Annotated in this window: 12 protein-coding genes; 10 read left to right on the top strand and 2 right to left on the bottom strand. The window is 73.4% G+C overall.

Going from position 1 to position 11079, the window contains the following annotated elements; translation table 11 throughout:
• The first annotated feature begins 6 nt into the window (after positions 1-6).
• The 6 genes from G3I41_RS01515 to G3I41_RS01490 all read left to right on the top strand — a co-directional run bounded on the left by G3I41_RS01515 (position 7) and on the right by G3I41_RS01490 (position 6955).
• A complete protein-coding gene (locus tag G3I41_RS01515; RefSeq protein WP_343242031.1) occupies positions 7-834 on the top strand; it encodes a hypothetical protein in 828 nt (275 codons plus the stop codon).
• Entirely contained in the window at positions 831-2141 is a 1311-nt protein-coding gene (locus tag G3I41_RS01510) for a hypothetical protein (RefSeq protein WP_164398479.1), read from the top strand. The genes G3I41_RS01515 and G3I41_RS01510 overlap by 4 nt, the downstream gene beginning before the upstream one ends.
• A gap of 40 nt (positions 2142-2181) precedes the next feature.
• Positions 2182-2799: a TetR/AcrR family transcriptional regulator gene (locus G3I41_RS01505; RefSeq protein ID WP_164398480.1), complete on the top strand. Its 618-nt coding sequence runs from the start codon at positions 2182-2184 to the stop codon at positions 2797-2799.
• 138 nt (positions 2800-2937) lie between these two features.
• Positions 2938-4296 (top strand): ABC transporter ATP-binding protein, encoded by a 1359-nt coding sequence (locus G3I41_RS01500; protein WP_164398478.1) that lies wholly within the window; start codon positions 2938-2940, stop codon positions 4294-4296.
• A gap of 120 nt (positions 4297-4416) precedes the next feature.
• Positions 4417-5811, top strand: coding sequence for an aldehyde dehydrogenase family protein (locus tag G3I41_RS01495; protein WP_164398477.1), 1395 nt, complete (start codon positions 4417-4419; stop codon positions 5809-5811).
• A gap of 64 nt (positions 5812-5875) precedes the next feature.
• On the top strand, positions 5876-6955 hold the full coding sequence (locus G3I41_RS01490) for a Zn-dependent alcohol dehydrogenase (RefSeq protein WP_164398476.1): 1080 nt from the start codon (positions 5876-5878) through the stop codon (positions 6953-6955).
• Here the strand turns inward: G3I41_RS01490 and G3I41_RS01485 are convergent.
• Positions 6952-7614, bottom strand: coding sequence for a TetR/AcrR family transcriptional regulator C-terminal domain-containing protein (locus G3I41_RS01485; RefSeq protein ID WP_164398475.1), 663 nt, complete (start codon positions 7612-7614; stop codon positions 6952-6954). The genes G3I41_RS01490 and G3I41_RS01485 overlap by 4 nt on opposite strands.
• A 65-nt stretch (positions 7615-7679) precedes the next feature.
• Here G3I41_RS01485 and G3I41_RS01480 point away from each other — a divergent pair, with 65 nt between their 5' ends.
• The 3 genes from G3I41_RS01480 to G3I41_RS01470 all read left to right on the top strand — a co-directional run bounded on the left by G3I41_RS01480 (position 7680) and on the right by G3I41_RS01470 (position 9885).
• The gene (locus tag G3I41_RS01480) at positions 7680-8831 is read left to right on the top strand and encodes an acyl-CoA dehydrogenase family protein (RefSeq protein ID WP_164398474.1); all 1152 of its coding nucleotides are present in this window, start codon (positions 7680-7682) and stop codon (positions 8829-8831) included.
• A 59-nt stretch (positions 8832-8890) separates the two neighbouring features.
• Complete coding sequence (locus G3I41_RS01475) at positions 8891-9181, top strand: YiaA/YiaB family inner membrane protein (RefSeq protein WP_164398473.1); 291 nt, start codon at positions 8891-8893, stop codon at positions 9179-9181.
• An 80-nt stretch (positions 9182-9261) separates the two neighbouring features.
• Positions 9262-9885, top strand: a complete 624-nt coding sequence (locus tag G3I41_RS01470; protein WP_164398472.1) for a TetR/AcrR family transcriptional regulator — start codon at positions 9262-9264, stop codon at positions 9883-9885.
• 65 nt (positions 9886-9950) lie between these two features.
• Here G3I41_RS01470 and G3I41_RS01465 read toward each other — a convergent pair whose 3' ends face one another.
• Complete coding sequence (locus G3I41_RS01465) at positions 9951-10412, bottom strand: MaoC family dehydratase (protein WP_164398471.1); 462 nt, start codon at positions 10410-10412, stop codon at positions 9951-9953.
• A 130-nt stretch (positions 10413-10542) separates the two neighbouring features.
• Here G3I41_RS01465 and soxR point away from each other — a divergent pair, with 130 nt between their 5' ends.
• Entirely contained in the window at positions 10543-11058 is a 516-nt protein-coding gene (gene soxR, locus G3I41_RS01460) for a redox-sensitive transcriptional activator SoxR (RefSeq protein WP_164398470.1), read from the top strand.
• Positions 11059-11079: the final 21 nt, after the last annotated feature.

The following is an 11079-nucleotide window of genomic DNA, read 5'->3' as shown; positions in this document are numbered from 1 at the left end:
CGCCCCATCCGCCGCGCCCGCCCCGCCCGCCCCATCCGCCCCGCCCGCCCCGCCCTCGCCCTGCTCACCGCGGCCGTCCTCGTCCTCGGCGCGGGCGCCTGCGGGGGCAGGGCGACCACCCACCACAAGCCCGGCACCAGCCACGCCGAGGACACCGGCAGCAACGGCCGCCTCCTGAAGGCCGACGACGGCAACGGCCACCGGCTCCGCCAGGTCGACGCCGCCGGCGCCCCCGAGGTGGAACTCGCCGTCCGGCCCGACTCGGAGGACGGCTGGAACGTCCACCTCATCGTCCGCAACTTCCGTTTCACCCCGGACAGCGTGGGCGGCGGCGCGCTCGCCGGACGCGGCCACGCCCGGCTCTTCCTGGACGGCCACCCGCTCGCCCGGGTCTACGGCGCCTGGTTCCACCTGCCCGCATCGCTGCTCCGCGCGGCCGGAGGCGGCACCCGGCTCACCGCGGGCCTGTACGCCGACGACCACACCGCCTGGGCCGTCGGATCCGCCCCGGTCCGGGCCGCCGCCACGCTCGGCGACGCCTCCGCGAGCCCCGCCTCCCCGAGCCCCGACGACACCACCACCGTGGACATCGCGATCAAGGGCGGCAAGGTGAGCCCCGCGCCCGGCCGCACCGCGATCGAGAAGGGCCGCACCGTGCGCCTGCGGGTCCGCAGCGACCGCGACGACGTCCTGCACGTCCACGGGTACGACAAGGAGGCGGAGCTCCCCGCCGGACGGACCGTCACGGTCGCGTTCACCGCCGACCGCACGGGGCTGTTCGAGGTCGAGACCCATGAGTCGGACCTCCTGCTGACCCAGCTCGCCGTCCGGTGACGGGCACCCCCGCCCCCGGTGCCGTGCGCGTCCTCGCCCACGGCATCGGGGCCCAGCACGACCTGCCCCTCTCGCCCTTCTACGCGTTCGCCGGGGCTTTCGCCGCGCTCTTCGTCTCCTTCCTCGCGCTGGGGCTCCTCTGGTCCGACTCGCGGTTCACGGGCGAGCGCGCGGGCCGCCCGCTCCCGGCCGCCGTCCAGCGCGCGGCCGACGCCCGTGCCACCCGGCTCACCGCCCGCGTGCTCGGCCTGGCCGCCGCGCTCGCCGTCGTGCTGTGGCTGCTCCTCGGGCCGGCCGACCCGGACCGCAACCCGGCACCCGGCGCGGTGTACGTCCTCCTGTGGGTCGGGCTCGTCCCCGCCTCGCTGCTCCTGGGGCCCGTCTGGCGGCCGCTCAACCCGCTGCGCACCGTGCACCTCCTCGCCTGCCGGGTGCTCCACCGCGACCCGGGGGCGGGCCGCCCTCTCCCCGTACGCCTGGGCATGCGGCCCGCCGCGGCCGGACTCCTCGCCTTCACCTGGCTGGAACTCGTCGCCCCCGACCCCGCCTCGCCCACCGCCCTGCTGGTGTTCCTCGGCGGCTACGCGGCCGTCCACCTCGCGGGCGCGGCGGTGTACGGCGCCCACTGGTTCGACCACGCCGACGCCTTCGAGGTGTACTCCGGCCTCCTCGGCCGGCTCTCCCCGTTCGGCCGCCGCCCCGCCGACGGCCGCCTCGTCGTCCGGTCCCCGTTCAACGGGCTCGACGCCACGCCCCGGCTCCCCGGACTCGTCGCCACCGTCTGCGTGATGCTCGGCTCCACCGCGTACGACGGCTTCTCCGACGCGCCGCGCTGGATCACCACCGTGCAGACCTCGGAGCTGGGCCGTACCACCACCGCCACCCTGGGGCTGCTCGGCGCCGTCGTCCTGGTCGCCACCCTGTACGGGCTCTGCGCGGGAGCCACCCGGCTCGTCTGCGGCACGCCGCCCCGCCCGCTCACCGCGTTCGCCCACTCCCTGGTGCCGATCGCCCTCGGCTACCTCGTCGCCCACTACTTCACGCTCTTCGCCACCGAGGGCCCCCGCACCCTCGCGCTGGCGTTCGGCGCCGACCGGCCCGCCCCGCCCGAACCGCCCCTGGGGCCGGGCGGCGTCGCCACCCTCCAGGTCGTCGCGATCGTCACCGGGCACGTCCTCGGCGTCATCGCCGCGCACGACAGGTCCGTACGGCTCATGCCGCCCCGGCGCGCCGTCATCGGTCAACTCCCGCTGCTCGTCCTGATGATCGCGTACACCGTGGGAGGTCTCGCCCTGCTCATCGCCTGAGCCCGGGCTCCCGCCACCGCCGCAGGAAGTCCACGGCATGATGGAAGACGTGCCCGACACGACCAACCTCCGCCGCGCCCCGGTGCAGCGGCGCAGCGCCGAACGCCTCACCCGGATCCTCGACGCCTGCGCCGGACTCCTCGACGAGATCGGCTACGAGCAGCTGTCCACCCGGGCCGTGGCCCAGCGGGCGGGGGTGCCCATCGGCTCCGTCTACCGCTTCTTCTCCAACAAGCGGTCCCTGGCCGACGCGCTGGCCCGCCGCAACCTGGACAGCTACGCCGAGCGCATCACCGCCCGGCTGACCGCCGTCGAAGCGGCCGACTGGCGCGGCGCGATCGACGCCGTGCTGGACGAGTACCTGGCGATGAAGCGCACCGTCCCCGGATTCGCCCTCGTGGACTTCGGCGCCCCCGCACCCGACGAGGACCCGGCCGACGACGCCAACCAGCGGGTCGCGTCCCGGCTCGCCGGACTCCTCGCCGGCCAGCTCGGCCGGGAGGCCGACGCGGACCTGCTGCGCGCGATCCTGGTCTGCGTCGAGGCGGCCGACGCCCTGCTCAAACTCGCCTTCCGCACCGATCCGTCCGGCGACGACGCGCTCGTCGCCGAGACCCGGGAACTCATCCACGCCTACCTGGCCCGGAGGCTCGACTGAGCGCTCCCCGGCTGTGAATAGGCCCGGGGCGTACCCAAATTTGCGCGAGTCATTCCCTCACCGGGCGCGGTGGGCTAATTTCGGGCCACTGCTGCCGCTCCCCACCGCTCCATCACGAACCCTCCCGGGCGGAACCACATGACTCGCGCCATCACCCTGCACAACGTCAGCAAGGCATACGGACGGTCCCAGCGCGCCGTCGACCAGCTCTCGCTCTCCATAGACCCGGGCGAATTCGTCGTCCTGCTGGGCCCCTCGGGCTGCGGCAAGTCGACCGTGCTCCGCATGATCGCCGGCCTGGAGGACACCACCGAGGGCGAGATCCTGCTCGACGGCGAACCGGCCAACCACCTCACCCCGCGCGAACGCGGGATGGCCATGGTCTTCCAGAACTTCGCGCTCTACCCGACCATGACCAACCGGGACAACATCGGCTTCCCGCTGAAGCTGGAGAACCCGCGCCTGGACCACACCGAACGCATCGAGAACACGGCCAGGATGCTCGGCATCGAGCGCATCCTGGACCGCCGCCCCGGCCAGCTCTCCGGCGGCGAGCGCCAGCGGGTCGCCATGGGGCGGGCCATCTCGCGCCAGCCCTCCGCCTTCCTCATGGACGAGCCGCTGTCCAACCTCGACGCGAAGCTCCGCAACCACCTGCGCGCCGAGATAGCCCAGCTCACCAAGGAACTCGGCGTCACCACCGTCTACGTGACCCACGACCAGGCCGAGGCCATGTCCCTGGGCCACCGGGTCGCCGTCATGCGCGGCGGGATCCTCCAGCAGGTCAGCCCGCCGCGCGAGGTGTACGCCCTGCCGGAGAACGTGTTCGTCGCCGCGTTCATCGGGACGCCCCGGATCAACCTCCTCCAGGCCGTGGTGCACGCGCCCCTGGAGGGCCGGATGTCCATCGACCTGGGCCGCCAGCGGCTCCCGCTGCCCGAACCGCTCAGCCCCGACCACCAGCTCCTGCGCATCCAGCAGGGCCGCCCGATCATCGTCGGCCTGCGCTCGGAGGCGGTCCGGATCGCCCCGCCCAGCCACGCCCGCCCCGGCGAGGTCGCGCTCAGCGGCATCGTGGAGCACGTGGAGTACCAGGGCCACGAGGCGCTGGTCCACCTCAACACCGGCTCCCGGCCCGCCGTGGTCCCCGAGCTGGAGTCGGCCCGCACCGACCGCGGCCCGGCGCGCAGGCGCCGGGGCGGCCAGGGCGGCGCGGGGGTGCTGGAGCGGATCAAGGAGCGGGCCAGCTCCTACGTCGGAGGGTCCGTCGCCGTCCTGGACGCGCCGGAGACCGACGACCTGCCGCCGGGCATGCGCAGCCCGGACCGCCCCGCCGTCACCGCCAGCGACCTCGTCGTGCGGACCGGGCCCGACATGATGCTGCGCACCGGCGGCCAGGTGCCCCTCCTGGTCGACCTCGCGCACCTGTACGTCTTCGACCACCAGGGCCGGCGCATCTGCCCGCTGCCGAAGGACGTCCCCGGCCTGGACATGTAGGACGGTGCCGGGCACGGCACGTGACGGGGGTCTCCGGAGGGTCTCTGGCGCCGGAAAACTAACAGCGCTAGTTTGGGCTCCGGACGATCCCGTCCGTCACCGTGCCCGGGAGGAACAGCGATGAAGGCCCACGACGGTATGTACATCGGCGGCGCCTGGCGGCCCGCCGCGGGAACGGACACGATCGCGGTCGTGAACCCGGCGGACGAGCAGATCATCGGCCACGTCCCGGCCGGCACCGCCGAGGACGTCGACGCGGCGGTACGCGCCGCCCGCGCCGCCTTCCCCGGCTGGGCCGCTACCCCGCCCGCCGAGCGCGCCGCCCGCATCGCCGCGCTCCGCGACGTGCTGGGCGTCCGCGCGGAGGAGATCGCCGAGACGGTCACCGCCGAGCTGGGAGCCCCGCCCGCACTGGCCGCCTCCGTGCACGCGGGCCTCCCGGTCATGGTCGCCGGGACGTACGCCGAGCTCGCCGCCACGTACGCCTTCGAGGAGCGGCACGGCAACTCCACGGTGTACCTGGAGCCCGTGGGCGTCGTCGGCGCGATCACCCCGTGGAACTACCCGCTGCACCAGATCGTCGCCAAGGTGGCCCCCGCGCTGGCCGCCGGCTGCACGGTCGTCCTCAAGCCCGCCGAGGACACCCCGCTCACCGCCCAGCTCTTCGCCGAGGCGGTCGCGGAGGCCGGGCTGCCCGCGGGTATGTTCAACCTGGTCACCGGCCTCGGCCCGGTCGCCGGGCAGGCCCTCGCCGCGCACGAGGACGTCGACCTCGTCTCCTTCACCGGGTCCACCGCGGTCGGCCGGCGGATCGGTGCCACGGCCGGCGGCGCGGTCAAGCGCGTCGCGCTGGAACTGGGCGGCAAGTCCGCCAACGTGATCCTGCCCGGCGCGGACCTCGCCAAGGCGGTCAACGTGGGCGTCGCCAACGTGATGTCCAACTCCGGCCAGACCTGCAGCGCCTGGACCCGGATGCTGGTCGACGCGGAGCGGTACGAGGAGGCCGTGGCGCTGGCGGCGGCGGCCGTCGCCAAGTACGTGCCCGGGGACCGGGTCGGCCCGCTCGTCAACGCCAAGCAGCGGGCCCGGGTGCGCGGTTACATCCAGAAGGGCGTCGAGGAGGGCGCCCGCCTCGTCGCCGGCGGCCCCGACGCCCCGCTGCCCACCGGCTACTACGTGCGCCCCACGGTGTTCGCCGACGTCACCCCGGAGATGACGATCGCCCAGGAGGAGATCTTCGGCCCCGTCGTCTCGATCCTGCGGTACGAGGACGAGGACGACGCGCTCCGCATCGCCAACGGCACCGTCTACGGGCTGGCGGGCGCCGTCTGGGCCGCCGACGACGAGACGGCCGCGGCCTTCGCCCGCCGGATGGACACCGGCCAGGTCGACATCAACGGCGGCCGCTTCAATCCGCTCGCGCCCTTCGGCGGCTACAAGCAGTCCGGCGTCGGCCGCGAACTCGGCGCGCACGGCCTGTCCGAGTACCTCCAGACCAAGTCCCTCCAGTTCTGAGCACCTCAGCCCGAAAGCCCGTACGCCCACCGATCGCGCCCATCGATCAGCAAGGAGCAAGTCCGTGGTCCGCGCCGCCGTACTGCCCGCCGTCGGAGCTCCGCTGGAGATCACCGACATCCTCCTGCCGGAACCCGGCCCCGGCCGGGTGCGCGTCCGCCTGGCCGCCGCCGGGGTCTGCCACTCCGACCTCTCGCTGTCCAACGGCACGATGAGGGTGCCCGTCCCCGCGGTCCTGGGCCACGAGGGCGCCGGCACCGTCGTCTCGGTCGGCGAGGGCGTCACCCATGTCGCCCCGGGCGACGGCGTCGTCCTCAACTGGGCGCCCTCCTGCGGCAGCTGCCACCACTGCGGGATCGGCGAGGTGTGGCTCTGCGCGGCCGCCCTGGCCGGCGCGGCGAACCTGCACGCCCGCACGGCCGACGGCACCGGCCTGCGCCCCGGGCTGAACGTCGCCGCCTTCGCCGAGGAGACCGTCGTCGCCGGGAACTGCGTGCTGCCCGCCCCGGACGGCATCCCGCTCACCGACGCGGCGCTCCTGGGCTGCGCGGTGCTCACCGGGTACGGCGCGGTCCACCACAGCGCCCGGGTCCGTGCGGGGGAGTCCGTGGTGGTGTTCGGCATCGGCGGCGTCGGTCTCGCCGTGCTCCAGTCCGCCCGGATCGCGGGCGCCTCGCAGGTCGTCGCGGTGGACGTCTCCCCGGAGAAGGAGGAGCTGGCCCGCCGCGCCGGCGCCACGGACTTCGTCGTCGCCTCGGAGACCACGCCCCGGGACGTCCGGAAACTCACCGGGGGCCAGGGCGCGGACGTGGCCGTCGAGTGCGTGGGGCGGGCGGCCACCATCCGGAGCGCCTGGGAGTCCACCCGGCGGGGCGGCCGCACCACGGTCGTCGGGATCGGCGGCAAGGACCAGCAGGTCACCTTCAACGCCCTGGAGATCTTCCACTGGGGGCGGTCCCTGACCGGCTGCGTCTACGGCAACAGCGACCCGGTCCGCGACCTCCCGGTGCTGGCGGACCACATCCGGGCGGGCCGCTTCGACCTCTCCATGATGGTCACCGAGCGCATCGGCCTGGACGGCATCCCCACCGCCTTCGACCACATGATCGCGGGCAAGGGCGGCCGGGCCCTGGTCGTCTTCTAGCCCCGCGCTCCACGGCGGGCGGGCTCCAGCTGCGCGTACTGCAGTTCGAGCCCGTCCACCAGCGCCCGCAGCCCGGTCTCGAAGGCCCCCTCGTCCACCTGCTGCCGCCGCTCGGCCAGCAGGTGCGCCTGGCCCAGGTGCGGGTAGTCGGCGGGGTCGTACGCCGTCTCGTCGTCCACGAAGCCCCGGGCGAAGGAGCCGAGCGCCGAGCCGGTGATGAAGTAGCGCATCAGCGCGCCGATGTACGTGGCCTGGGCCGGCGGCCACCCCGCGCGCACCATCGCCCCGAACACGGCGTCCGCCACCCGAAGACCGGCCGGCCGGCGCCCGGGCCCCTGCGCGAGGACCGGGACGATGTGCGGATGCGCGGCGAGCGCCGCCCGGTAGGAGAGCGCCCAGTCGTGCAGCGCGGCCCGCCAGTCCCGGGGATCGGACTCCTCGAACATCGACAGGTCGACCTGTGCCGAGACGGCGTCGGCGACCGCGTCCAGGATCTCGTCCTTGTTGCGGAAGTGGTTGTACAGCGAGGGCCCGCTGACCCCCAGCTCGGCCGCCAGGCGGCGGGTCGACACCGCGTCGAGCCCTTCGGCGTCCACGAGGGCGCTCGCCGTCTCGACGATGCGTTCTCTGCTCAGGAGGGGCTTGCGCGGGCGGGCCATGCGGCACATAGTAGGCCCTGCGATCTGAAAACTAGCAGTGCTAATTAAAGCGGAGGGTGCGGCCGATGAACCTGGAGCTGAGCGAGGAGCAGGAAGCCGTACGGCAGCTCGCGAAGGACTTCGTCACCCGCGATGTCGCCCCGTACGCGGCCGAGTGGGACCGGTCCGAGAACGTCGACAAGTCGATCGTGAAGAAGCTGGGCGACCTCGGCTTCCTCGGCCTGACCGTCCCCGAGGAGTACGGCGGCTCGGGAGGCGACCACCTCGCGTACTGCCTGGTGACCGAGGAGCTGGGCCGGGGCGACTCCTCGGTGCGCGGGATCGTCTCGGTCTCCCTCGGCCTGGTCGCCAAGACCGTCGCCGCCTGGGGCGACGAGGAGCAGAAGCGGCAGTGGCTGCCCCGGCTGACCTCGGGCGACGCGGTCGGCTGCTTCGGGCTCACCGAACCCGGCACCGGCTCGGACGCGGGCAGCCTGGCGACCCGGGCCGTGCGGGACGGCGCGGACTACGTGATCAACGGCAGCAAGATGTTCATCACCAACGGCACCTGGGCCGACGTGGTGCTCCTCTTCGCCCGCACCAACGACACCCCCGGCCACAAGGGCGTCTCCGCCTTCCTGGTCCCCGCCGACACTCCCGGCCTCACCCGCCGCACCATCCACGGCAAGCTCGGCCTGCGCGGCCAGGCCACCGCCGAACTGGTCCTGGAGGACGTCCGGGTGCCCGCGAGCGCCCTGATGGGCCCCGAGGGCAAGGGCTTCTCCATCGCCATGTCCGCCCTGGCCAAGGGCCGGATGTCGGTGGCGGCCGGCTGTGTCGGCATCGCCCAGGCGGCCCTGGACGCGGCCGTCGGATACGCGGGCGAACGCGAGCAGTTCGGGAAGCCCATCGCGGGCTACCAGCTCGTCCAGGAACTCATCAGCGACATCTCCGTGGACGTCGAGGCCGCGCGCCTGCTCACCTGGCGGGTCGCCGACCTCGTCGACCGGGGCCAGGACTTCGCCACCGCCGCGTCCCGGGCCAAGCTGTTCGCCTCCGAGGCCGCCGTCCGCGCCGCCAACAACGCCCTCCAGGTCTTCGGCGGCTACGGCTACATCGACGAGTACCCGGTCGGCAAGCTGCTCCGGGACGCCCGCGTGATGACGCTCTACGAGGGCACCAGCCAGATCCAGAAGCTGATCATCGGCCGGGCCCTGACCGGCGTCTCCGCGTTCTAAGTACCGTATGAGTATCCGTACGGATGTGGCGTGGATCATACCGCCGGATGCTGGGCCCCATGAGTGAGACGACACCGGTCAAACAGCAGACCACCTCCGCCTACTTCGGGCAGGCCGTCGCGTCCTTCGGGATCGCGATGGCCGCGGTCACCCTCGGGATCTACTTCCTCGACGCCGACGCCTGGGTGCGCGCTTTCCTCGCCATCGGCGTCCTCTACCTGGTCACGTCCTGCTTCACCCTGGCCAAGGTTGTCCGGGACCGGCAGGAGGCGGGCCAGCTGGTCAGCCGGGTCGACCAGGCCCGGCTGGAGAAGATCCTCGCCGAGCACGACCCCTTCCAGAAGCTCTGAGTCCCACCGAGGTTGCCCTAAGCGCTTGCTCAGGATCGGGGTATGGTGTGCGTCCTGATGACTGAGAGGGGCGAGCGACGATGAGCACGGCGCAGGAGACCGACGCCGAGGACCCGCCGTGGGCCGAGGTGACGCCCGAGGCCGCCCGGCGGCTCCTGGTCGCGGCCGTCGACGCATTCGCCGAGCGCGGGTACCACGCGACCACCACCCGGGACATCGCGGGCCGCGCCGGAATGAGCCCCGCCGCGCTCTACATCCACTACAAGACGAAGGAAGAGCTGCTCCACCGGATCAGCCGGATCGGCCACGACCGGGCCCTGGCCGTGCTGGAGGCCGCCGCCGACAGCGACGGCACGGCCGCCGAACGGCTCGCCACCGCCGTCCGCTCCTTCGTCCGCTGGCACGCCGAGAGGCACACCACCGCCCGCGTGGTCCAGTACGAACTGGACGCGCTCGGCGAGGAGCACCGCACCGAGATCATCGCGCTGCGCCGCAGGACCGACGCGGTGGTGCGCCGGATCATCGGTGAGGGCGTCGCCTCCGGCGAGTTCGACGTACCGGACGTGCCGGGCACCACGCTCGCGGTGCTGTCGCTCTGCATCGACGTGGCGCGCTGGTTCAACGCGCAGGGCAGCCGGACGCCCGACGAGGTCGCCGAGCTGTACGCCGGCCTGGTGCTGCGGATGGTCGCCGCCGGGCGCTGAGTTCGGTCACGCCCCCGGCCTCCTCGTGCGGCCGGGGGCGTGCGCGTACGCACGCGGGCGCGGGCTCAGAAGTAGTAGCGCGACACCGATTCGGCGACGCACGCCGGCTTGTCGCCGCCCTCGCGCTCGACCGTCACGACGGCGGTGATCTGCACGCCGCCGCCCGCCTCCTCGACGCTCTTCAGGACGGCCGTCGCGCGCACCCGCGAGCCGACGGGCACGGGGGAGGGGAAGCGCACCTTGTTGGTGCCGTAGTTGATGCCCATCTTCGCGCCCTCGACCGCCATGACCTGCGGGACGAGCACCGGCAGCAGCGACAGCGTCAGATAGCCGTGCGCGATGGTCTTCCCGAACGGTCCGGACGCCGCCTTCTCCGGGTCCACATGGATCCACTGGTGGTCGCCGGTGGCGTCGGCGAACAGGTCGACGCGCTTCTGGTCGACCTCCAGCCAGTCGCTGTACCCCAGCTGCTCGCCCACGCCGTCCCGCAGCTCCTGCGCGGAGTCGAAGATCCTCGGCTCAGCCATGTCCCTGGTCCCTGCCTTCCCGCTCTGCCGTCCATCGTCCACGCTGTCTAAGCGCTTGCTCAGCATCCTTGGCGGGTGCGTTCCTGTCAACGACGGACCGCCCGGGCACCGGCCACGTAGGCTTCGACGGGTGCCCCAGATCCCGCAGACACTCCATGAACTCACCGTCGGCCAGCTCTCCGCGCGCAGCGGCGCCGCCGTGTCGGCCCTGCACTTCTACGAGGCCAAGGGCCTGATCAGCAGCCGCCGCACCAGCGGCAACCAACGCCGCTACAGCAGGGACACCCTGCGCCGGGTCGCCTTCGTCCGCGCGGCCCAGCGGGTGGGCATCCCGCTGGCCACCATCCGCGAGGCACTGGCCGAACTCCCCGAGGAGCGCACCCCGAACCGCGACGACTGGGCGCGCCTCTCGCACGCCTGGCGCTCCGAACTGGACGACCGGATCAAGCAGCTGGGCCGGCTCCGCGACCACCTCACCGACTGCATCGGCTGCGGCTGCCTCTCGCTGGAGACCTGCGTCCTGTCCAACCCTGACGACGTCAACGGCGAGAAGATCAGCGGCTCGCGCCTGATGCCGGAGCGCAGGGCGGCGGGCCGGGCGCCGGCGAGCCGCGAGCCGGCGCGGAGCGCCGAGGGCTGCTGCTGACCGAGGGGCGCCGAGCGGCCC

This window comes from Streptomyces sp. SID9727 (assembly GCF_010550605.1).
GTDB lineage: Bacteria > Actinomycetota > Actinomycetes > Streptomycetales > Streptomycetaceae > Streptomyces.
Note: the sequence above shows the minus strand (reverse complement) of the source record. Positions and strands in the feature narration are given on the sequence as shown.

Bases quoted from the DNA above. Each gene is read 5' to 3' on its own strand.
- G3I41_RS01465 (WP_164398471.1), bottom strand. From the start codon at position 10,412: ATGGCTGAGCCGAGGATCTTCGACTCCGCGCAGGAGCTGCGGGACGGC.
- G3I41_RS01505 (WP_164398480.1), top strand. From the start codon at position 2,182: ATGGAAGACGTGCCCGACACGACCAACCTCCGCCGCGCCCCGGTGCAG.
- G3I41_RS01480 (WP_164398474.1), top strand. From the start codon at position 7,680: ATGAACCTGGAGCTGAGCGAGGAGCAGGAAGCCGTACGGCAGCTCGCG.
- G3I41_RS01470 (WP_164398472.1), top strand. From the start codon at position 9,262: ATGAGCACGGCGCAGGAGACCGACGCCGAGGACCCGCCGTGGGCCGAG.
- G3I41_RS01485 (WP_164398475.1), bottom strand. From the start codon at position 7,614: ATGGCCCGCCCGCGCAAGCCCCTCCTGAGCAGAGAACGCATCGTCGAG.
- G3I41_RS01475 (WP_164398473.1), top strand. From the start codon at position 8,891: ATGAGTGAGACGACACCGGTCAAACAGCAGACCACCTCCGCCTACTTC.
- G3I41_RS01500 (WP_164398478.1), top strand. From the start codon at position 2,938: ATGACTCGCGCCATCACCCTGCACAACGTCAGCAAGGCATACGGACGG.
- G3I41_RS01495 (WP_164398477.1), top strand. From the start codon at position 4,417: ATGAAGGCCCACGACGGTATGTACATCGGCGGCGCCTGGCGGCCCGCC.